The following is a 19,851-nucleotide window of genomic DNA, read 5'->3' as shown; positions in this document are numbered from 1 at the left end:
CGCGGAGAGCCGGTCGGCGTCGCCACTAGGGTGAGCGGATGCCCGTCTCCCCGTACATCACGACGATGCGCAAACACATCGGTAACGATCTGCTCCTGCTGCCGGGGGTCAGCGCCGTGGTGCGCGACGCCGCCGGGCGGGTGCTGCTGGCCCGGCGCGGCGACAACGGCCGCTGGTCGTTGCCGGCCGGCATGATCGACCCGGGTGAACAGCCGGCGGACGCGGTGCTGCGGGAGGTCCTCGAGGAGACCGGGGTACGCGTCGAGATCGAGCGGGTCGGCGGCGTCGCCACCCACCCGGTCGTCTACCCCAACGGCGACGCCTGCGAATACCTCAACGTGTGGTTCCGCTGCCGCCCGGTCGGCGGTACGCCCACGGCGGACGGCGACGAGTCCACCGAGGTCGGCTGGTTCGACCCCGACGAGCTGCCCGAGCTGGACGACTGGTCACGGCTGCGGATCGAGACCACCGTGAGTGAGGACGCCCCCACCTGGCACGCCCGGCCCGGCCAGCGGCACCCGGCGCTGGGCCAACCGGACGCGCTCTGACCAGCCGGCGCGGCCAACGGTCAGGAGGTGACCAGCGCCGCCCGGGACCGGTCGGCGGCGATCCGTACGGCCAGCCCGGCCAGCACGGTGCCCATCACCCAGCGCTGCACCCGCAGCCAGAACGGCCGCCGGGCGAAGAACGCCGCGATGCCGCCGGCGGTGAGCACGATCAGCGCGTTGACGGTCAGCGCGATCACGATCTGGGTGAGCCCGAGCAGCAGGCTCTGCGCGGCGACGTGGCCGCCCGCCGGGTCGATGAACTGCGGCAGCAGCGACACGTACAGGATCGCGATCTTCGGGTTGAGCAGGTTGGTGACCAGGCCCATGGTGAACAGTCGCCGCGGCCGGTCCGCCGGCAGCGGCTCCGGCGCGAACGCCGACCGGCCGCCCGGGCGCAGCGTCCGCCAGGCCAGCCACAGCAGGTACGCCGCGCCGGCCAGCTTCACCGCCGTGTACAGCGGGGGCACCAGCACGAAGACGGTGGCGATGCCGGCCACCGCGGCGGCCAGGTAGACCAGGAAGCCGACGGCCACGCCGAGCAGCGAGATCAGCCCCGCCCGCCGGCCCTGGGTGACCGACCGGGACACCAGATAGACCATGTTCGGGCCGGGAGTGAGCACCAGACCCAGCGCCACCAGACCGATCCCCACCAGCGCCCCGACCGTGACCATGTGGCCCCTCCCACCGCGTCGATCCCTTGATCACCCTACGCGTCGTCGACGTCCCCGCCGAGGCGGTACGCGTCCCGGACGGCCTGGCGCAGCCGCTGCTCGTGCCGGGGCGCCACGTCCGGGGCCCCGGCGCCGCGCAGCACGATCAGCTCGGCGGAGAACGGGCCGAGCGGATCCGGTGGCTGATCACCGGCGAGAACGGCCCGCGTGGCGTCAGCGTGAAGGTCATCGGTGTCGAGGTCATCGCTGAGGGTCTACCAGCGAGGATCGACATCCCGGCGGCGGAGGGTCTCGCCTGCGCCGCGACGGCGGGCGACACTACCGGGATGTCGATCGAGCTGCGCGCCGCGCCCACCTCCACCGCGCCCGGTCTGCTGCTGCGCCCGTGGCGGGGCGACGATGCCGACGACCTGCTGGCGGCGTACCGGGACCCGGTGCTGCGCAGCTGGACCCGGTACCCGGTCAGCACTCCCGCCGACGCCCGGGCGTTCCTGCGGCGCAGCCGGCAGGGCTGGGCGGCCGACCGCCGGTTCAGCTTCGCCGTGCTCGAGCTGTCGCCGGACGGGCAGCGGTTGGTGGCCAACGTGGTGCTCAAGGACGTCACGCCCGGGCGGCCGTACGCGGAGGTGGGTTACTGGACCGCGGCTCCGGCCCGCGGGCGTGGAGTGGCGCCGCGCGCGGTCACCGCCGTCACGGAGTGGGCGTTCGCCCGGTTCGCCGCGGGCGGGCTGACTCGGCTGGAGCTGCTGCACCAGGTGGACAACCCCGCCTCCTGCCGGGTGGCGGAGAAGAGCGGGTACGCCTTCCAGGAGGTGCTGCCGGCCCGGCCACCGTTCCCCCGCGACGGGCACCGGCACGTGCGCTGGCGGGCCTGACCGCGACCGCCCGTCACTCGTCGCCGACGGTCTCCGTCTCGTCGTCGTGGGTGAACTGGACGGCGAGGTGCTCGTCCGGCTGCGGGGCCTGGTCAATGTCGTGGTGGGGATCTCCGTCGCGTGAGAAGAGCACGTCGTCGGTCTTGTGGGTCTTCTCGCGGTTCTCGTCCGGATCTGTCACGTCCACTCCTCCCGGATGCCGCACCGACCGTGAACCGTCCCGCCTGCTCAGGCCAGCTTCCTGCCACCCACCCTAGGCCGACCGGGCGGCCGCGGCAGGGGTTCGGCGACGCGGTCGCCAGCCGGCGAGGAAGAGCACCTCCGCAGCAGCGCGGATCCGAGCCCCGACGCCCCACCGAACGCCACGAAGGTGCGTTCGGTGGGGCGGGACGGTCGCCGTCCGACGCGGCGCCATGCCACCAGGCCGAGCAGGAACACCCCGAGCAGCCGCTTCAGCGCTGCGACAGGGGCCTGGCGCGAGCAGCAGGGCCAGCAGGAACGCCGCAGGCGGGGCGGCCAGCAGCCTGCCCACCGGCCACTCAGGGGTCGACCGGCGCTGCGCCGGCCGGTCCCCTGCCCGGCCCGTCGGTTTGTCCGCCGGCCGGTCCCCTGCCCGGCCCGTCGGTTTGTCCGCCAGCCGGCCCGTCGGCCGGCGGGCCGAGCAGGCGCAGCAGCAGCCGCGGCTCACCGGGCCAGGCGTCGAGCAACACTTGCCGGGGCACCTGCCGGCCGGCGTACCGCAGGGCGAGGGCGACCACGACGATGTCGTCGAGCGGGCCGATGACCGGCAGGAACTCGGGGATGAGATCGATCGGGCTGGCCAGCCAGAGGCCCGCGACGACGATGGCGATCCTGGCGCGGCGGGGCACCCGCGGGTCCTTGCGTAGCCGGCGCACCGTGGTCAGACAGTCGGGGATGAACGCGGCCAGGTCGCGCAGGATGCCCGGCGGTAGTCTCCGGGCGAGCAGCACCAGCAGCGCCCAGCTCGCGAGCAGACAGGCCAGCGCCACGCCGAGCCCGATCAGCCAGTCGCGCACGCGGGGTCCTTTCGCAGGGTACGGGCCACCGAGGAATCTACGCCGGACCGCCCGGGCCCGCCCGGCACGCGGCACGGCGGGGAATGCTTGGCCGGCCGCACGCGCTGAAACCGACCGCGGACAGCGGATACGGTGGGTGCGGGAGGTGGCGGCGGTGACGATTGGCTGGGAGGCGGCGGTCGAGGCGCAGATCCGCACGGCCCAGGAGCGCGGCGAGTTCGACAACCTGCCCGGGGCGGGCAAGCCGATCCCCGGCCGGGGCCTGCCCTACGACGAGTCGTGGTGGATCAAGAGCTTCCTGGAGCGCGAGGCGCTTCCCACCGACCTGCTGCTGCCGACGCCGTTGCAGCTGCGCCGCCGGGTCGAGCAGCTTCCCGACGAGGTGCGGGACCTGCCCACCGAGGAGTCCGTGCGCGCCTTCGTCGCCGATTTGAACGCACAGATCGTGGCGTGGCTGCGTACGCCCACCGGCCCCCGGGTGGTGGTGCGCCCGGTCAACGCCGATGACACCGTACGCCGGTGGCGGGCCGACCGGGAGCGGACGGCGGCCGAGCGGCTGACCGCGGCGGCGGTGGAGCCGTCGGCCGCCCCGCCGACGACCCGGCGCCGCTGGCGCCTGCCCTGGCGGCGCCGCGGCTGAACGGCCGTCCCGGCCTCCACTCGGGGGCGGGCAGGGCGGCGCCCGCCGGCCCGCTCAGGACACTGCCGCCCGCCAGGACCACGACGTGCGGCGGGGACGGTCGCCGAGTGCCGCGCGGCCGGTCAGCCAGAGCAGCACGTCCGGCGGCTCTCCGGCCGGCACGTCGGGGAACAGCCGGCGCACCACCTTGGCGCAGAGGTCAGCGGGCATCGGCCAGTCGACGTCGAGGCCGCGGGTGACGTCGTGGGTGTGCAGCAGGATCTCGGCGACGCCCATCGCGGCGAAGCCCTCCGGGTCGGTCGGCCCCCAGTGCCAGGCCCGTACGGCGGGGTCGGCGCCGTCGATGACGCCGGCCAGCAGCCGCGCGCACGCGTCGACGACCCGCAACACCTCCGCCGGCGCCGCGTCCGAACGCACCCGCAGGTCGTACGGGAGGTAACCGTCGCTGGGCTGCCCGGCGACCTGGCCGGCGTAGGCGAGCAGGTCGTGTGCGACGTGCGCCGCGGTGGTCCAGCAGGACCACTCCAGGTATCCCGCGGGAGCGGCCCAGTCCCGACCGGTCAGCGGGACCAGAACCGCGGCCATCGCCGTCGCCGCCGCCCGGACGTCCGCTCCCGTCAGTGCCGTCATGCCGTCGACTCTGCCGGCAGCCGGCGGCGTCCGCCACCGGGGCGCGAGCGGGGAAAAGCGTTGGTGGTACGGACGTCCGGCTTCCTAGGATCACGGCCATGGATGCGACGGCGGGGTGGACGCGCGGCGTCACCCGGGTGGCGATGCTGACCGGGGCGGGGATCTCCACCGACTCGGGCGTGCCGGACTACCGGGGCCCGAACGGGGTGTGGACTCGCGACCCCGCCGCGGCGGAAGCCTTCACCTACGACCGGTTCATGGCCGATCCGGCGGCACGTGCCCGGTTCTGGCGCACCTACGCCGATCACCCCGCCTGGCACGCCGTGCCGAACGCCGCCCACCGTGCCGTGGTCGAGCTGGAGCGGTCCGGTGCGGCGGTCCGGGTCCTCACGCAGAACGTCGACGGTCTGCACCAGCGCGCCGGCCTGGCAGCCCGCAGGGTTCTCGAGCTGCACGGCACGATCCACGAGGTGCAGTGCACGGGATGCGGTGCCCGGACGCCGACCGCGCGGACGCTGACCCGGGTCCGCGCGGGGGAGACCGATCCGAGGTGTCACGACTGCGGCGCGGTCCTGAAGCTCGCCGTGGTGCTCTTCGGCGAGTACCTGGACGACCGCGTGCTGTCCCAGGCGCGGCAGATCGCCGCCGCGTCGCAGCTCCTGCTCGCCGTGGGCAGCTCCCTGCTGGTGGAACCCGCCGCGTCGCTCTGCGCGGTGGCGGTCGACGCCGGCGCCCGCCTCGTGATCGTCAACCGGGACCAGACGCCGTACGACCACCTCGCCGACGAGGTGCTGCGGGAGCCGATCGGCGAGGTCCTGCCCCGCATCGTCGCCGCCCTGGGCGCCAACCGGAGCCCCGCGCCGATCCCGTAGCCGGGAGAATCATGTGGTCAGGGGCGGTCCGGGGACCAGTCGGTGTTCGCGCCGCAGATGACCACGCAGGGGAGCTGCCCGGGGACTCGGCCGGCCAGCCAGGCCGCGAACGGAACCGCCACGGCGGGTTCGGCCGCCACTCGGAACTGTTCCCACAGCAGGTCATGGGCGGCCAGTAGCTCGGCGTCGCTGACCAGCACCGACCGCACGGGGTGGCGCTGGAGTAACGCGAACGGCAGGTCGCCGACCCGGGCTGCGTCGAGTGCCGAGGCGGCGACCGAGCGCACCCGAGTGTCGACCGGTCGGCCGGCAGCCAGCGCGTCGGCCAGAGACCGGCAGCGGCGCGGCTCTACCGCGACCGTGGTGCGCTGGCCGATGGCCGCCCAGCGACGCGCATGAGCGACGCCGTAACGACGAAAACCACCGCCCCCGGGGCGGCAGGAAGCTTGTTACCGGATTACCGGTAACAACAACACCTCAATGAGAACGGACAAAACGTCCATAGCGCGACTACACCATAATGACAGTTCTTGGGCGTAAGGAATCAAGATGGTGCATCGGGCCCGACCAGTGGCATCGGCATCCATGAGACCGCAACACCTCCCGCACTTCGGCCGTCTTGAGGGTTGTCCTGATGGCGACCACCCGATCGCAGAGTGCGCCGTCCTGGCCGCATTCGGTGTGGCCAGCGTCAGCAACAACCAGCGCCGAGATTGCAGGCGCGGCGTCGCTGGCCGGGATGGACATGCAGCACTCGCCCTCATACACCCCCTCGAGCAGTCCCCAGCACCCTGCTGTCACGGCAAGAGCCGCGAGCGCCATCACCGGATTCCACCGCCAGGAGCGAGAAATCATCATTGCGAGAGCGCAAATGACGATGGAGACAGTGGCGGAGGGCAGGACCCAGTCGATGGGTGGGGCTGCCGGGCCATGACTGAGGTGTCACCGGTTGGGCGTCAGTGCCGCGGTGGCAGCAGCTCCAGCAGCAGTGAGGTCAGATCGTCGGCGTCGAGGTCCGGCAGCCGGTCGAATGCGCCAGAGGCCCGGGCGGTGAGGACGCCGATGAACGCGGCGGTGAGTACCTCCGCCTTCTCCTGCGGCCGGTCCACCCCATCGGCGGCCAGCCGGGCGACCAGCGGGCCGACGATCCGCCTGTGCAGCTCCGCCCGCGACGCGGCCTGCGCCCGCGGATCGTCGTGCGGCCGGATTGTGACCCGGTAGATCGGGCTGGGTCCACGGCGGATGGCACGGTCTACGAGGTGCCGCATGCGGGCCGGGTCGAGGATGTCCACGGGGATGTCGTCGCCCATCTCCTCGCGCAGCACGGCGATGTACAGCTGCGCCTTGCCGCCGAAGTAGCGGGCGATCATGGCGGCGTCCACGCCGGCCCGCTCTCCGATGTCCCTGATGGTGGCGTGGTCGTAGCCCCGCTCGGCGAACAGTTCGGCTCCGGCCTTCAGTAGCGCGGCCCGGGTGCTGTCCGCGTCCCGGCGCCGCCGCGTGGAGGCCGCGCCGCCGCGCGAGTCACTCATGCCGACTCCTCGCCGCGCTCGGCTTCGTCATGAGGCACCGGCGCGCTCAGCTCATTGATTCGCTCGCTGCGATCGCGCATGGGGGTCATCTTGGCAGCGCGGCGGTCCGGTCGGCGTTCCTTTCGTCGTCGGGGAGCGCGTCGGCGATGCGCTCGTCCGCGAGGAGCTGCTCGTCCACCGTCTGACCCGCCGGCTGGCGGTGCCGGGTGGGGAGCAGTACGCCGGCGGCCAGACTCATCAGCCACAGGGCCACCCCGAGGAAGGCGGCGACGGTGTAGCCGGAGGCGGACGGGTACCGGTGCCCGTCCGCGGTGTGCGCGGCCAGCATCGCGGCGCTCAGCGCGCTGCCGGTGGAGTACCCGACGTAGCGCAGCACCTGGTTGAAGCTCATCGCGCTGCCGGTCTCCTGAGCCGGTACGGCCCGAGTGATCATGCCGGGCATGACCGCGAACACCGTACCCACCGCCAGCCCGACCACGGCCATCACGACCACCAGTTCCCCGATGTTGTGCCGGAGGAGCCCGAACAGCATCGTGCCCGCGAGCGCGAGCGCGGACGCGGCCGGGATCAGCAGCCGCCCGCCACCGCGGGATACCAGCGCCGGCGTGATCCGGCTCGCCGCGAAGCTGCCGGCGGAGAACGGGAGCAGCACGAGACCGGCGACGACGACCGAGCCGCCGAGCCCACCGGCCGTACCGACAGGGGTCTGCACGAACTGCACCACAAGGGAGATCAGCAGGTACATGCCGAGCCCGGCGAGCACCGCGGTGACGTCCGCCGCCAGTACCCCGCGATGGCGCAGCAGCCGCAAATCCACCAGCGGCCGCTGGTGGCGCACCTCGTACCCGGCCCAGGCCGCCGTCGCCACGACCGCGACGACGATCGCCACCACCGAGCGCGGCGAGAACCAGCCCCAGGCGTCGCCCTCGCTGATCCACAGGATCAGGGCCGCCAGTCCGGCACCGAGGAGCACCGCACCGGGTACGTCGAGCCTGGCTCTGGGCAGGTGACACGAGGACGGCACGATCCACCCCGCGGTGAGCAGCGCCACCAGGCTGACCAGCGCCCCGAACCAGTACGCCAGGTGCAGCCCGCCGTACTCGGCGATCAGTCCGGTGACCGGGTACCCGAGGCCGACCCCGGCCACCGTGGTGATGGAGAGCATGGCCATGGTTGGTCGCGCCCGGTGCGGCGGCAGCGAGTCCCGGGCCGTCGCGATCGTCAGCGGTGTGAGGCCCAGACCGGCGCCCTGCAACCCCCGGCCGACGAGCAGGGTGGCGAACCCGGTCGGCAGCGCGGCCAGCGCGCTACCCGCCGTGACCAGTACCAGCCCCGCGAGCATCACCGTGCGCCGCGCCGGGCCGTCGCCGAGCCGGCCCATGATGGGCGTCGCGACCGCGCCGACCAGCAGCGTGATCGTCAGAGCCCACTGGGCGTCGGTCACCGAGACGCCGTCGGCCGTGGCGATCTTCGGGATGAGCGGCGCACCGAGGCTGCTCACCACCGCGACCACGATGCCCATGAAGATCAGTGTGGGTACCAGCCCGCGTGTCGAGCGCCCCTGAGACGTGGGCAGCTCCTCCCGTACCGCCGTCATGCCCGCCCTGCTCCTCACCGCCGGGTATGGCCACCCGCGTCCGACGCATAAGTCATCAACCGATGTCATCTACTGATGACTACGGTAGGCGCCGAGTGGGCGGCGGGCGGCCGGCGGTGGTCAAGGTCACCCTCCGGGCCGCCGGGCCTGTGCCGCGGCCGTGTCCGAACCATCTGCATCCAGTGCGTAGACGTCGCAGCGGCAGACGACGCTGGGCTCACCATGCGTGACCGAGGATCAAAGTACTGACACACCATGTCGTTTCCACTGACACTTTCGTGTCACTCAACACTTCGGGTCAAACCTGGTCCTGATCGCTAGCGGCCGAACGTGGCCCGCGCCCGAGCCACCTCGGCGGACTGCCGGTCGCGCCACCGCCGCTGCGCCTCGCGGTTACAGGCGCGGCACACCCGGCGATACTTCCCGGTTGCCTCGTCGATCTCCCGGTCGTGCCCATTGCGGCACTTGTCGTTGCGCCGTCGGTCGCGGCAGTTCTCCGCCCGGCTCACCTGCCGCAGGTGGCTGGGCTCGATGCAGTCCGGCACGCCGCAGCGCTGGTCGACGTCCAGGTCGGGGTCGTAGCCGCCGATGAACACCGCAAAGGCTGCGATGTGCGCCCACGCCCGTCCGGCGACCTTCTGGTGGACGTCGCGCCGCGAGCCGTACCCGCGCACGATCAGGCAGCCGTCGGCGCGGCGTGCCGAGCGGTCGAGCAGGTAGGAGCGCAGGCTCTCCTCGGTGAAGTGTCGGGACAGCCCCTTCACCCTGGACAGCATCGCGTCACTGTATGCGGCCCGACTCCCGCCACCGCGTTCACCTGCTGACGGGACGTTGGCGGAGCGGGGCCGGTCGAGTCGCGTACGACCAGGGTGTGGCCGGTGGGACGACGGCGGGGGCGCGTCGCGCGGGGCTTGAGTGCGAGGGTGAGCGCCATCCGGCCCATGTCGGTCATCGGCAGCCGTAGCGTCGTGAGGCTCGGCGCGAGGTCGTCCCGGGCTCGGCGTGGACGTCGACGAGTCGGTGGTGCGGGAGCTCGCCGTAAACGTGCTGGACCGGTAGGCGGCTGCCGGTTCAGGCCCGCGCGCCGCCGAGACCGAGCAGGACCGCGAGGCCGAGGGCGCTGCGCGGGGCGTACGGCACCCGCCACAGCCCGCCGTGCGCCGCGGCGTACGCCTCGTCCTGCCACGGGTGCGCGTGGGCCGGACCGCCGCCGGTGCGCAGGTCGTGCACCAGCAGCGCGGCCATCAGGGTGTTGCTGGTGGCGGGTTCGAACACCTCGATGCCGAACCGGTGCGCGCCCGCGTACGCGGCGGCGAGCGCCCGGTTGCGCAGCACCGACCGGGTACGCGTCGGCGGTGCCACCTTGAACGACACGCTCGTCCCGGCGTCCCGCGCCACCGTCGCCCGCCACCGCTGCAACCGCTTCGCCAAGGCGTAGTTCGGGCCCTGCTGCGGCACCAGGCTGTCGTTGATCCCGGGGTCGGCGCCCGGCGGGTAGTTGCGGTGCAGCAGCCGACCGCCGGAGAGCAGCCGCAGGGACCGGCGGGCGACGCCGCGGGCGGCGTAGCCCCGTTCGGCGTGGCGGACCGCCTCGGTGGGGACGGCGAACACGTCGGTGGGGGTGGCGAGGAACGCCAGCGCCACGTCGTCGCGGTGCTGCTGGAGGCGCCGGGTGAGCGCGTCGACGGCCATGGCGACCCGCACGTTGGTCGCCCCGTCGGCGTAGACGTAGTTGCCGAGGACGAGCCGGCCGTCGAGCCCGAGCAGCCACTCGGCGGCTTGGGGGAGGCGGTGCAGCAGGTCCGCGCCGGCGCCGGCGGCGAGGGCCTCGTCGTCGTCGGCGGTGCCGGGTCGGACCGGCAGGTGCAGGCGTCCGGCATACCGGTGAGCGGTGCGCAGCAGCCGCCGCCAGATCTCCGGACGCGGCAGGTCCACCGCGACGACGTCACCACCCCAGCGCAGCACCGACGGCAGCGGGCCCATCTCCGCGCCCGCCCCGAGCACCACGATGCGTTGGTCGCGCAGGTCGAGCCAGTCCGGGTTGTCCATGACCGCGCGTACCGCCTCGGCGCAGGACGGTTCGACGACGCCGGCGGTGACCCAGGCGTCGAGCCGGCGGCGCAGGTCGTCGCCGCGCAGCCGCTGCCCCCGGTACGGCAGGGACAACTCCCGCTCCACCTCGCCCGTGCCGGCGACGGTGGCCGTGCGCAACGGCTGCCCGGTGGAGGTGCTGAAGACCTCTTCCAGCGCGGCCTCCGGGCCGTCGTCCGGGACCACCCGCATCCGGGCGTGCAGGGAGGCGAGCCCGTCGCGGGCGACGGTCACCGCCGCCTCCCGGGATAGCAGTCCCGCCTCGACCAGGCGGCGGAAATGCCCGAGATAGCCGTGCCGCCAGTTCGTCTCGTGCTCGGCCGAGCGCGCGCCGACCGGGTCGACGGCGCGCAGGGCGTCGGCGACGACCGCGCGGCCGAGCGCGCTCGTGCTGCGCGTGCCGTCGGCCGCGGGAAACACCACCCCAGTCGTCCGTTCCACGGCCACTGCCCTCCTCATCCCGGCCGTTCCCGGCCACGAATGCCACTCTGCCGCATCCGGAGCAGGGTGGCTCGATCGGGCACCCTCTCCATCGAGACCGATCGCCCTTGCGCGGCGTCCGGAGCAGACCATTCCGGCCCGTCGCCGGCTGGCTGGCTCAGGTCACGTCTTGCGCACGAAGCGGTTACGACGTTCACGCTTGCGTATCGGCTCGGCCACGACGGGATCCGCCTCGCTGCTGGTCTGCGTCAATGACCGGAACAGATCCGGCACGCTGTGGCCGGGTCGCCTGCCCCCAGCCCGCCCGGGAGGATCCGATGGCCCACATGCGACGGTCGCCGCTGCTGCTCGCAGTGCTGGCGATCACGATGACGATCACGGCTTGCACTGCCGGAGGGCAGGACGCACGGCAGAGCGGCGCGGCCCCGGGATCCGTCCGGCACCACGACGGCACGCCGTGGTCCGGTGGTGACGAGACCGCAACGGAGGACGACCCGCGCTCCACCTTCGGCGTCGACGTCGACACGGCGTCGTACGGCTACGCCCGCCGGCTCATCATGGACGGACGGTTGCCCGAGCGGACCGCGGTGCGGCCCGAGGAGTTCGTGAACTCCTTCCGGCAGGACTACGCCGAGCCGGCCGGCGACGGGTTCGCCGTACACGTTGACGGCGCCCGCCTTCCCGACACCCACGAGGTGTCCGGGGAGGTCCGGTTGATGCGGGTCGGATTGCAGACCCGGTCGGAGGACGAGGAGAGCCGTCCGGACGCAGCCCTCACCTTCGTCGTCGATGTCTCCGGATCGATGGGCGAGCCCGGACGGCTCGACCTCGTGCAGGACGCGCTGCACACGCTCGTGGACCAGTTGCGCCCGACCGACTCCATCGCCGTCGTCGAGTTCAGCGGCGAGGCCCGGGTGGTTCGGGAGATGACCCGCATCTCCGACGCCGACCAGCTGCACGACGCCATCGATTCCCTTCGTACGCGGGACAGCACGAACCTCGAAGCCGGCCTGGTGCTCGGCTACCGGGTGGCCCGCGAGGGGTTCCGCCCCGGCCGGACGAACCGCGTGATCGTGCTCTCCGACGGGCTCGCCAACGCCGGCAGGACCGACGCGGAGCCGATCCTGCGCCGGGTGCGCGACGAGGCGGAGAAGGAGATCGCCCTGCTCGGCGTGGGGGTCGGCAGCGAGTACGGCGACGAGTTGATGGAGCAACTGGCCGATCGGGGCGACGGCTTCGTGGTGTACGTCGGCGAGCGTGCCCAGGCCCGGAAGGTGTTCGTACGACAGTTGCCCGCGACGCTGAGTGTCCGGGCGCTCGACGCCAAGGTGCAGGTGAGCTTCGAACCGACATCCGTGCGGTCCTACCGCCTGATCGGGTACGACAACCGGGCACTCAACGATGAGGACTTCCGCGACGACCGCGTCGACGGCGGCGAGGTCGGACCGGGGCACAGCGTCACGGCGCTCTATGCCGTCCGACTCGCCGACGGGGCGCCCCCGTCGGCCCGGATCGCCCGCGTGCAGGTGCACTGGACCGATCCGACGAAGCGTGAGGCCGCCGAGACGTACGAGTCGGTGACGGTCGCCGGCGTGAACCGGAAGTTCGGGGAGGCGTCCCCGCGGTTGCGGACCTGCTACGCGGCTGGCTACTTTGCCCAGGCGCTGCAGGGTGGCCCGGACGGCCGGGAGGTGCGCCTGGACGATCTGGCGGCGATCGCGGAGCGGGCGGCCGCCGCCACCGACGACGCGGAGGTGCAGGACCTCGCGAGCGTGATCCACGCGGCCGGCCAACTCCGCTGATTCCCCGGCCTGCTCGCTTCGCGATGACCTTCGGCGCGGAGTGCGGCAGCGCGGCCGGGAGCCGCCCGCCGGTTGACCGGTCACCCGGCGGGCGCGGTCACGTCGACCGCCTTGATCGCCTCAGTCGCGGCGTCGCTGTCGAGGTGGGCATGCAGGTGCATGTCGTGCCAACCGTCCGCGTGGTGGCCCTCGCCGCCCTTCGTGCCTTCCGCGGCGAAGCCGGCGCGCTGCGCTACCCGGTACGAGGCGGGTTCGGCGAGCAGGGGCACGGGCCGACTTCAGGCCGCGGCAGTCACCGGCTCCCGGGTGCCGTCACCACCCGCCACCCGACCACGTGATCAGCCTCTGGTCACGCGTCGTCAAGCGGGATGTAGTGCACCAACTCGGGGGCGATGACCGCCGGGACCAGGTGCGGCTCACTGGTCAAATAGTAGGCGTCGTGCGCGAGCGCGGCCCAGACGCAGTGCGCGCGGGCGAGGTCACCCTTGACCAGGCGGACCGTGGCGGCGACCGCCGCGGCGTCGGCGGCCGTCAGGGGGAGCACCGCGACGCCGGGCAGGGTGGCCAGCACTCCCAGCCGGGCACTGGCCGGCTGGTCGGTCCTAATCTGCGCGTACGCGTCCAGCAGCGCCACCGTCGGCAGCCCCACGTATGCGCCCTCGTCGGCGATGTCGACCAGCAGCTCACCGACGTGGACGTGCGCCCGGGAGTAGGACAGTATCGCGGAGCTGTCCAGGACGGCCCGGATCTCGATGTCGTCGTCGCGCATCAGGCGGCGGTGACGGAGCCGTCAGCGGGCCAGGTCCCGGCCCGGAGCATGTCCCGGCGCCGGGCGTTCTCCGCCCGCTGCTCGGCGGTCGGGCGGGGCAGCGTGCCACGCACCCGTTCGCGGCCGACCTCGGTCACGTCGATGCCGACCGCCCGCAGCATGGCGGCGGTGGCGGCGGCGCGGTCCATGCGGGCACGCAGCGCGTCGGTGACGGCCGCCGAAGCGTTCTCCTCACCGTCGAGGTACGCCGCCACGTCATCGGGCAGGCTCACGGTCACACGCTTCGTCATACTCGGATCATACTGCCCGGCGCGCGCCTCAACCTACGCCGACACGACCGCCCGCTGCCCGAACCGCGGGCGGTCGGCCCTCGATCAGCGGCGCCCGGCTGGGGCCTGGGCGGCCGGACGGGTGCGGTCGGCGTCGACGCCGACCAGCTCGGCGAGCCGGGGGTCGACCGCCAGCAGCGGGCGCGGTCCGAACAGCGCCATCGCCGTCAGCAGCTCGTCCGTGCCGCGCTCGCTCCACGCCGGCCGGCGCTCCGGCGCCAGCTCGGCGTGCGCGCGGCGCTGCCGGCGCAGCAGCCGGCGGGCGACCACCCCGATCTCCGGCACCTCGCACAGCCACCAGCCGGCCAGTGCGGTGGCCAGGCAGCACAGCAGGAGGCCGGCAACGGACGCGGGCCCGCCGGCGGTACGCCCCTCGACCGCGCTGTCGACCAGCCGGGTCACCCCGACGGCGGCCACGCCGAACAGCGGCAGCGTGCCGACGGCCATCCGGCGGCGCTGCGCCGGGGTGAGCAGCCAGCCGTCGCGGACCAGCCGGCCGACCATCCGCCGCAGGGCCCGGGCCACCGCGGGGTCGGCGAGCGCGGCCGCCCAGGTCTGCGGCCGGCGCAGCGCGGCGTGCAGGGCCCGGACCAGCGGGGCCGAGCCGGGCGGCGGCGGCCCGTCGACCGACAGGGTCGACAGCTCACCGCGGCGTACCGCGCCGACCCGGTGCAGCGCCGCCAGGCCGACCTGGCAGGCCAGGCCGGCCCGGTCGTTGAGGTACGCCAGCTCAACGGTGCTCGGCGGTTCACCCCGGGTACGCCAGCCGGTCAGCGACCTGATCGCCAGCGCGACGACCAGCGCACCGGCGACCGCCGCCAGGTAGTCGAGGAGGAAGAGTGGACCGCTGACGCCCCAGAGCATGGCGACAAGTATGGGTCGCCGCCGGCCCGAGACCACGTCAGTGTGACCTGAACCTGTTCACCCTGGCCTTGGCTGCGCCGATCGCCTGCCGAGCGGCCCGGTGCGGGAGCGTCGGAAGTGCAGGCTGCGCAGGAAGTTCTTGGTGTTGGCGATCTCAAGGTTCGGCAGCAGCCCGTCCTCGATCAGCGCGTCCACGACAGTGGCCTGGTCCTCGTGTCGCTCAGCCCCGGGTCCCCTTCAACATCGTCATGATCTCCGCCACCACGATCTCAGGCTCCTCGTGGTGGACGCCGTGGCGGCTGCGGGCGGCGATCCGGTGCCGGGCACCGTGGCGGCGGGCGAGGTCGTGTTGCATCCGCTGACCCACCCGCAGGATGTCCGGCGTCGGCCAGTCCGGCCCGGCCGCGTCCGGCCTGCCCCGGGTGATGACGCTGAGCAGCACCCCGTCGGGGAGCGGACGCGCGGCGACCTGCCGGTAGCTGGTGGGCTTGTCGATCCGTTCGGCGTTGCGCGCCGGGTCGGTCAGGTAGGCGCGGTTGGCGGCGTGCAGGTGGGCGGGGAGCACCGCCTCGTACGCCGTCTCCCGGTGCTCGACCACGGCGTCCACCAGCACCAGCCCGGCGATGTCGTGCGGGTGCCGGCAGGTGAGCAGCCGCGCGATCAGGCCGCCGAAGGAGTGCCTGACCAGCAGCCAGGGGCCAGTTCCGCGAGCAGCCCGGCCAGCTCGTCGGCCCGGTCCGCGCAGGTCCGCACGCCGGTCATGGCCGGGCTCCGGCCGACTCCCGCCCGGTCGTACGACAGGGTCGACGCCCACGGCGACACCCGCCCCCGGACGGGGCGTCCCAGGTGTCGCCCGTGTCCCCGAGGCCGGCGACGCGGGCAGCATGGACCAGCACCTGCCTGGCTGGCGGTCGTCACTTGGCGCCTCGCTCTTGTCGCCATCCGTGGGCGCAAGGGCGTGGTACGACTTCCTTAATGCTGGCGCAGAGCCGACAGAACGGGCGAGCGGATGGCGAGTGAGGCGGGCGAGCTCCTGCGGAGACCGGAGGAGCCACAGCGGGCGACGTTCCTGGAACTGTTCTTCGACCTGGCGTTCGTCGTCGTGTTCGCCCAGCTCTCGCAGGGGCTGGTCGATGATCTCAGCTGGCGCGGCGCCTTCCAGACGCTGGTGCTGCTGCTGGCCATGTGGTGGGTCTGGTTCATCACGGCGGCGGTAACCGACCGGTACGACCCGCAGCGGCCAGCGATACAGCTGGTGGTCATCGCGACCTTGGTCGGCACTCTGGTGCTGGCTGTCGCGGCGCCCGAGGCGTTTGCCGAGGGAGGCCTGATCTTCGCAGGCGTTTACGTCGCCATCCAGCTCGGCCGCGGCCTCTTCCTCGTGCTCGCCCTGCAGGGCCGCGAACTGAAGCGCAGAATCGTACGGTCGCTGTTCTGGTTCGGTGTGTCCGCGGTGCCATGGATCGCGGGGGCCATGGTGCACGGCACGGCGCGCGGGGTGCTGTGGGCGCTGGCGGTGGCCGTGGACTACGCGGGATTCGCGCTCGGCTGGCCCACGCCGGGGCTGGGCCGCCCGCCCAGGTCGGAGTGGTCTGTCGTGGCCGAGCACCTGGCCGAGCGCTACCGCCAGTTCTTCATCATCGCGCTCGGCGAGTTGATCCTGGTCACTACCTTGACCATCAACCGCAGCGGCTTCGCGGCTGACCGGACCGCGGCGTTCCTGGTGTCGGTCGCCACCACCGTGCTGATCTGGCGGATCTACATCTACCGGGCCGGCGAGCTACTGGCCGCGGCCATCGAAGCATCCCCCGAGCCGTTCCGCCCTACCCTCTTGGCGAAGTACTCTCACATAGTCATGGTGGCCGGCGTCGTCGTCACCGCCGTCGGCGACGAACTCGTCATCACCCATCCACTCGGACACACCCCACCGGGCTGGATCGCCGTCATCCTCGGTGGACCCGCGCTGTTCCTGGCCGGACGTGCCCACTTCGAGTACGCCGTGTTCGGCCGGGTGTCCCGGGATCGGCCGATCGGACTGCTCGTGCTGGCCGCCATAGCCCCGGTGATGCTCCTCGTACCGCCGCTGATGGCCGCCCTCGCCACAACCGCAGTCCTCACCGCAATCGCGGTCGCCGACACGACCCGCGCCCGCGGGCGCCCACCCGAGATGCCGTCACCACCCCGCTAGCCGGAAGTGTCACCCTTGAGACTGTTTGTTCATGCGGAGGGCCTTGATCCATCGCGCCTTCTGCGCCCGACGGGCAGGGGATTGCGGAAGTCCGGCAGACGGCTGCTCAACGCCCAGATAATGCGGGAGTCAACCTGGGATCCAGCTCTGCCTGGGGCGCCGCGCGGGGCTGACCTGGATGCGGTCGGGAAGGAGACGTCGTCGGATGAGCACGATGTACGCCGTGAGAGCGCACACCAGGGGCGGCCCGGAACAGCTCGTGTACGAGCAGGCGCCGCGGCCCGAGCCGGGGCCTGGTGACGTGTTGGTGGCCGTGAAGGCTGCTTCCATGACCCCCCACGAGCTCACCTGGCCGGCAACCTGGACGCACAGCTCGGACGGGACAGGACCCGACCGCACCCCGATCATCCCGTCGCACGAGTTCTCCGGAGTCGTCGCGGCGTCCGGGGCGGGGGTGGAGAGCCCCACCGAAGGGGAGGCCGTCTACGGGTTGATCCCCTTCACCCGCGATGGCGCGGCCGCCGAGTACGTCGCCCTGCCCGCGGCCGTCGTGGCGGGCAAACCCGCCACCGTTGACCATGACCACGCCGCAGCGCTCCCACTGGCTGCGCTGAGCGCCTGGCAGGCACTGGTGGACCACGCCGACCTGCAGGCCGGCCAGCACGTGTTGGTGCAGGGCGGCGCCGGCGGCGTGGGGAGCTACGTGGTGCAGCTCGCGGCCGGTCTCGGTGCTCGCGTGAGCGCCACGGCGGCGGCGGCCGACCTGGAATTCGTCAAGGGTCTGGGTGCCGAGCAGGCCATCGACTATGCGCACGACCGCTTCGAGGATCACGTCAGCGACGTGGATGTCGTCGTTGATCTTGTCGGGGGAGCGACGCAGTCGCGGTCCTGGTCGGTTCTGAAGCCGGGCGGCATTCTGGTCACCCTCTCCGCGCCTCCCGACCAGCAGGAGGCAGCCCGGCACGACGCCCGCGGGGTGTACTTCATCGTCGAGCCCGACCAGAACGCGTTGCGTTCCATCGCCGAACTCGTCGACAACGGCCGGTTGAGGCCGGTGCTGGACCGCGTGCTGCCCCTCACTGAGACACGCTCAGGTTACGAGGCGCTCGAGACTGGCAAACGCCGCGGGAAGATCGTCATCCACGTCGCCGACTAGCGCGGTTCATCACCCTGTTCGGCCGGGTCTCCACGTCGCAGTGCGGGGCCGGACCCAAGGGCGAAATCACGTTCCGGTCCGCCGGTCGCCGGGCCGGTGCGAGACTGGGCGCGTGCCAGCCCCGCCGGCGCCCCGGCACCGGTCGACCCGACCTGGCAGGTGGAGAACATGTCCAACGACGACGAAATCCGTCCCTTCCGGCTCGACACGCCGGAAGAAGCGATCGCCGACATGCGTCGCCGGATCGCGGCCACGCGCTGGCCCACCCGAGAGCTGGTCACCGATCGCTCCCAGGGCGTGCAGCTGGCGACGGTCCAGGAGCTGGCCCGCTACTGGACGACCGATCACGACTGGCGCGCGTTCGAGGCGAAGCTGAACGCCCTGCCGCAGTACACGACGGACATCGACGGCGTCGAGATCCACTTCATCCACGTGCGGTCGCAGCACGAGAAGGCCCTGCCGCTGATCATGACGCACGGCTGGCCGGGCTCGGTCGCCGAGCTGCTCGGGGTCATTGGCCCGCTCACCGACCCGACCGCGCACGGCGGACGGGCCGAGGACGCCTTCCACCTGGTGCTGCCGTCCTTGCCTGGCTACGGCTTCTCGGGCGAGCCGACCGAACTCGGCTGGGAGAACGGCCGCATCGCACGCGCGTGGGCGGAGCTGATGAACCGCCTCGGCTACCCGCGCTACGTCGCCCAGGGCGGCGACGTGGGCGCCGCCGTCACGGACGCGATGGGCCGCCAAGGACCCGAAGGGTTGCTCGGCATCCACGTCAACTTGCTCGCCGGGGCGATCGGTATCAAGGACCAACTGCCGGCCGAGTCCGAGCAGGAACGCGCGGCGCACGACGCGCTCAACACGTTCACGACGGACGGCTTCGGCTACTTCCTGGAGCAGACCACCCGGCCGCAGACGATCGGCTACTCCCTGCTGGATTCGCCGGTCGGGCTGGCGGCCTGGATGCTCGACCACGACACGGACAGCTACTACAAGATCTCCCGCGCGTTCGTTGACGGCGAGCCCGTGGGCGGCCTTACCCGGGACAGCATCGTCGACAACGTCACGCTGTACTGGCTGACGGGCACCGGCGCCTCGGCCGCCCGGTGGTACTGGGAATTCGGACGGTTCCTGGCCGCGGCCAGTGCGGCCGGCCAGGCTCCTCCGGCGGTCTCGGTCCCGGTCGGCTTCACGACGTTCCCCGGCGAGATCTGGGCTGCCCCGCGTAGCTGGGTCGAGACGGTCTACCCCGACCTCGCGTACTTCAACGAGGTCGACAGCGGTGGCCACTTCGCCGCGTGGGAGGAGCCCGACCTCTTCGCGACCGAGGTGCGGGCCGCGTTCCGGCCGCTGCAGAAATCCTGAGCCCCCTCCGGTTCGCGGTGACACCATGCCGGCGCCGCAGCACGATGCCCTGCGGACGGCGTTCGGCCTCGCCGGCGGCCCGCCGCCCGACCGGTTCCTGGTGGGTCTGGCCGTGCTCGGCCTGCTGTCGGAGGTGGCCGAGGAACGCCCGCTGGTCTGCGTGGTCGACGACGCGCAGTGGCTCGATCGGGCGTCGGCGCAGGCGCTGGAGGCCGCGGCCCGGCGGCTGGCCGTCGAGCCGGTCGGTCTGGTGGCGGTACGTGGTCGCTGGTGGAACGGGAGCTGGGGCAGCATGGCCCGGCGGGACATCTGGCTGCTCTCGGAGGGTCGACTCTGGCGGGTGGGTGGCCGCCATGGTGGCGACGTTCAGGCTCAGGCCCGGGTGGTTGTTGGGCGTCGGCGCGGGTAGACATCGGCGCCAGCCGGGTAGCGACCACTGCGATC

Annotated in this window: 23 protein-coding genes and 1 pseudogene; 9 read left to right on the top strand and 15 right to left on the bottom strand. The window is 72.7% G+C overall.

All coding sequences use genetic code 11. The features are described from left to right. Positions 1 to 38 precede the first annotated feature (38 nt). On the top strand, positions 39 to 548 hold the full coding sequence (locus GA0070613_RS25330) for an NUDIX hydrolase (protein ID WP_089014563.1): 510 nt from the start codon (positions 39 to 41) through the stop codon (positions 546 to 548). A gap of 20 nt (positions 549 to 568) precedes the next feature. Here GA0070613_RS25330 and GA0070613_RS25325 read toward each other — a convergent pair whose 3' ends face one another. Further along, a complete protein-coding gene (locus tag GA0070613_RS25325) occupies positions 569 to 1,219 on the bottom strand; it encodes a LysE family translocator (RefSeq protein WP_089014562.1) in 651 nt (216 codons plus the stop codon). Between the two features lie 26 nt (positions 1,220 to 1,245). On the opposite strand from GA0070613_RS25325, the gene GA0070613_RS33745 reads away from it, so the two are divergent. Then, positions 1,246 to 2,094: a GNAT family N-acetyltransferase gene (locus GA0070613_RS33745; protein ID WP_231929464.1), complete on the top strand. Its 849-nt coding sequence runs from the start codon at positions 1,246 to 1,248 to the stop codon at positions 2,092 to 2,094. Positions 2,095 to 2,107: 13 nt separating this feature from the next. Here the strand turns inward: GA0070613_RS33745 and GA0070613_RS32830 are convergent, their stop codons facing one another. Next, complete coding sequence (locus GA0070613_RS32830; protein ID WP_172875892.1) at positions 2,108 to 2,275, bottom strand: hypothetical protein; 168 nt, start codon at positions 2,273 to 2,275, stop codon at positions 2,108 to 2,110. Positions 2,276 to 2,633: 358 nt separating this feature from the next. Further along, positions 2,634 to 3,131, bottom strand: a complete 498-nt coding sequence (locus tag GA0070613_RS25315; RefSeq protein WP_089014561.1) for a YkvA family protein — start codon at positions 3,129 to 3,131, stop codon at positions 2,634 to 2,636. A 154-nt stretch (positions 3,132 to 3,285) separates the two neighbouring features. On the opposite strand from GA0070613_RS25315, the gene GA0070613_RS25310 reads away from it, so the two are divergent. Beyond that, positions 3,286 to 3,771 carry a DnaJ family domain-containing protein gene (locus GA0070613_RS25310; protein WP_089016189.1) on the top strand — a complete coding sequence of 162 codons (486 nt, stop codon included), beginning with the start codon at positions 3,286 to 3,288 and terminating at the stop codon, positions 3,769 to 3,771. A 54-nt stretch (positions 3,772 to 3,825) separates the two neighbouring features. On the opposite strand, the gene GA0070613_RS25305 is transcribed toward GA0070613_RS25310, so the two are convergent. Continuing rightward, complete coding sequence (locus GA0070613_RS25305) at positions 3,826 to 4,392, bottom strand: maleylpyruvate isomerase N-terminal domain-containing protein (RefSeq protein ID WP_089016188.1); 567 nt, start codon at positions 4,390 to 4,392, stop codon at positions 3,826 to 3,828. 107 nt (positions 4,393 to 4,499) lie between these two features. On the opposite strand from GA0070613_RS25305, the gene GA0070613_RS25300 reads away from it, so the two are divergent. Continuing rightward, positions 4,500 to 5,273, top strand: a complete 774-nt coding sequence (locus GA0070613_RS25300) for an SIR2 family NAD-dependent protein deacylase (protein WP_089014560.1) — start codon at positions 4,500 to 4,502, stop codon at positions 5,271 to 5,273. A gap of 17 nt (positions 5,274 to 5,290) precedes the next feature. Here the strand turns inward: GA0070613_RS25300 and GA0070613_RS25295 are convergent. The 5 genes and pseudogenes from GA0070613_RS25295 to GA0070613_RS25270 all read right to left on the bottom strand — a co-directional run. Continuing rightward, positions 5,291 to 5,695: pseudogene (locus GA0070613_RS25295) on the bottom strand (pyridoxal-phosphate dependent enzyme); the annotation flags it as partial. Between the two features lie 534 nt (positions 5,696 to 6,229). Then, positions 6,230 to 6,805 (bottom strand): TetR/AcrR family transcriptional regulator, encoded by a 576-nt coding sequence (locus GA0070613_RS25290; RefSeq protein WP_089014559.1) that lies wholly within the window; start codon positions 6,803 to 6,805, stop codon positions 6,230 to 6,232. Positions 6,806 to 6,890: 85 nt separating this feature from the next. Further along, positions 6,891 to 8,327 (bottom strand): MFS transporter, encoded by a 1,437-nt coding sequence (locus GA0070613_RS25285; protein ID WP_231929462.1) that lies wholly within the window; start codon positions 8,325 to 8,327, stop codon positions 6,891 to 6,893. A 392-nt stretch (positions 8,328 to 8,719) separates the two neighbouring features. Next, on the bottom strand, positions 8,720 to 9,178 hold the full coding sequence (locus tag GA0070613_RS25280) for an HNH endonuclease (protein WP_089014557.1): 459 nt from the start codon (positions 9,176 to 9,178) through the stop codon (positions 8,720 to 8,722). A 295-nt stretch (positions 9,179 to 9,473) separates the two neighbouring features. After that, entirely contained in the window at positions 9,474 to 10,934 is a 1,461-nt protein-coding gene (locus GA0070613_RS25270; RefSeq protein ID WP_231929461.1) for a hypothetical protein, read from the bottom strand. 317 nt (positions 10,935 to 11,251) lie between these two features. Between GA0070613_RS25270 and GA0070613_RS25265 the strand changes: the two genes are divergently transcribed. After that, on the top strand, positions 11,252 to 12,736 hold the full coding sequence (locus GA0070613_RS25265; RefSeq protein WP_089014554.1) for a vWA domain-containing protein: 1,485 nt from the start codon (positions 11,252 to 11,254) through the stop codon (positions 12,734 to 12,736). An 80-nt stretch (positions 12,737 to 12,816) separates the two neighbouring features. Here GA0070613_RS25265 and GA0070613_RS25260 read toward each other — a convergent pair whose 3' ends face one another. The 6 genes from GA0070613_RS25260 to GA0070613_RS25240 form a co-directional block, all read right to left on the bottom strand. After that, positions 12,817 to 13,005, bottom strand: a complete 189-nt coding sequence (locus tag GA0070613_RS25260; RefSeq protein ID WP_089014553.1) for a GNAT family N-acetyltransferase — start codon at positions 13,003 to 13,005, stop codon at positions 12,817 to 12,819. A gap of 80 nt (positions 13,006 to 13,085) precedes the next feature. Beyond that, positions 13,086 to 13,505: a hypothetical protein gene (locus tag GA0070613_RS25255; protein ID WP_089014552.1), complete on the bottom strand. Its 420-nt coding sequence runs from the start codon at positions 13,503 to 13,505 to the stop codon at positions 13,086 to 13,088. Beyond that, a complete protein-coding gene (locus GA0070613_RS25250; protein WP_157746530.1) occupies positions 13,505 to 13,795 on the bottom strand; it encodes a hypothetical protein in 291 nt (96 codons plus the stop codon). Before GA0070613_RS25250 ends, GA0070613_RS25255 begins: the two co-directional genes overlap by 1 nt. An 84-nt stretch (positions 13,796 to 13,879) precedes the next feature. After that, positions 13,880 to 14,698, bottom strand: a complete 819-nt coding sequence (locus GA0070613_RS25245) for a TIGR04222 domain-containing membrane protein (protein WP_089014550.1) — start codon at positions 14,696 to 14,698, stop codon at positions 13,880 to 13,882. A 57-nt stretch (positions 14,699 to 14,755) separates the two neighbouring features. Continuing rightward, positions 14,756 to 14,893 (bottom strand): hypothetical protein, encoded by a 138-nt coding sequence (locus tag GA0070613_RS32385; protein ID WP_157746529.1) that lies wholly within the window; start codon positions 14,891 to 14,893, stop codon positions 14,756 to 14,758. Positions 14,894 to 14,918: 25 nt separating this feature from the next. Continuing rightward, positions 14,919 to 15,512, bottom strand: coding sequence for an alpha/beta fold hydrolase (locus GA0070613_RS25240; protein WP_197698986.1), 594 nt, complete (start codon positions 15,510 to 15,512; stop codon positions 14,919 to 14,921). 195 nt (positions 15,513 to 15,707) lie between these two features. Here GA0070613_RS25240 and GA0070613_RS25235 point away from each other — a divergent pair, with 195 nt between their 5' ends. The 4 genes from GA0070613_RS25235 (at position 15,708) to GA0070613_RS33110 (ending at position 19,816) form a co-directional block, all read left to right on the top strand. Beyond that, positions 15,708 to 16,886, top strand: coding sequence for a low temperature requirement protein A (locus tag GA0070613_RS25235; protein ID WP_089014549.1), 1,179 nt, complete (start codon positions 15,708 to 15,710; stop codon positions 16,884 to 16,886). A gap of 205 nt (positions 16,887 to 17,091) precedes the next feature. After that, positions 17,092 to 18,042 (top strand): NADP-dependent oxidoreductase, encoded by a 951-nt coding sequence (locus tag GA0070613_RS25230; protein WP_197698985.1) that lies wholly within the window; start codon positions 17,092 to 17,094, stop codon positions 18,040 to 18,042. A 168-nt stretch (positions 18,043 to 18,210) separates the two neighbouring features. Next, on the top strand, positions 18,211 to 19,407 hold the full coding sequence (locus GA0070613_RS25225) for an epoxide hydrolase family protein (protein ID WP_089016186.1): 1,197 nt from the start codon (positions 18,211 to 18,213) through the stop codon (positions 19,405 to 19,407). Between the two features lie 25 nt (positions 19,408 to 19,432). Continuing rightward, entirely contained in the window at positions 19,433 to 19,816 is a 384-nt protein-coding gene (locus GA0070613_RS33110) for a hypothetical protein (RefSeq protein WP_197698984.1), read from the top strand. Positions 19,817 to 19,851: the final 35 nt, after the last annotated feature.

The sequence above is a fragment of the Micromonospora inositola genome (genome assembly GCF_900090285.1).
Classification (GTDB): Bacteria; Actinomycetota; Actinomycetes; order Mycobacteriales; family Micromonosporaceae; genus Micromonospora; species Micromonospora inositola.
The sequence above is the reverse complement of the archived record's forward strand: the minus strand, read 5'-3'. Positions and strand labels throughout refer to the sequence as shown.

Bases quoted from the DNA above. Each gene is read 5' to 3' on its own strand.
- GA0070613_RS25330 (WP_089014563.1), top strand. From the start codon at position 39: ATGCCCGTCTCCCCGTACATCACGACGATGCGCAAACACATCGGTAAC.
- GA0070613_RS25325 (WP_089014562.1), bottom strand. From the start codon at position 1,219: ATGGTCACGGTCGGGGCGCTGGTGGGGATCGGTCTGGTGGCGCTGGGT.
- GA0070613_RS25300 (WP_089014560.1), top strand. From the start codon at position 4,500: ATGGATGCGACGGCGGGGTGGACGCGCGGCGTCACCCGGGTGGCGATG.
- GA0070613_RS25290 (WP_089014559.1), bottom strand. From the start codon at position 6,805: ATGAGTGACTCGCGCGGCGGCGCGGCCTCCACGCGGCGGCGCCGGGAC.
- GA0070613_RS25285 (WP_231929462.1), bottom strand. From the start codon at position 8,327: ATGGGCATCGTGGTCGCGGTGGTGAGCAGCCTCGGTGCGCCGCTCATC.
- GA0070613_RS25280 (WP_089014557.1), bottom strand. From the start codon at position 9,178: ATGCTGTCCAGGGTGAAGGGGCTGTCCCGACACTTCACCGAGGAGAGC.
- GA0070613_RS25265 (WP_089014554.1), top strand. From the start codon at position 11,252: ATGGCCCACATGCGACGGTCGCCGCTGCTGCTCGCAGTGCTGGCGATC.
- GA0070613_RS25255 (WP_089014552.1), bottom strand. From the start codon at position 13,505: ATGCGCGACGACGACATCGAGATCCGGGCCGTCCTGGACAGCTCCGCG.
- GA0070613_RS25250 (WP_157746530.1), bottom strand. From the start codon at position 13,795: ATGACGAAGCGTGTGACCGTGAGCCTGCCCGATGACGTGGCGGCGTAC.
- GA0070613_RS25245 (WP_089014550.1), bottom strand. From the start codon at position 14,698: ATGCTCTGGGGCGTCAGCGGTCCACTCTTCCTCCTCGACTACCTGGCG.
- GA0070613_RS25235 (WP_089014549.1), top strand. From the start codon at position 15,708: ATGGCGAGTGAGGCGGGCGAGCTCCTGCGGAGACCGGAGGAGCCACAG.
- GA0070613_RS25230 (WP_197698985.1), top strand. From the start codon at position 17,092: ATGAGCACGATGTACGCCGTGAGAGCGCACACCAGGGGCGGCCCGGAA.
- GA0070613_RS25225 (WP_089016186.1), top strand. From the start codon at position 18,211: ATGTCCAACGACGACGAAATCCGTCCCTTCCGGCTCGACACGCCGGAA.
- GA0070613_RS33110 (WP_197698984.1), top strand. From the start codon at position 19,433: ATGCCGGCGCCGCAGCACGATGCCCTGCGGACGGCGTTCGGCCTCGCC.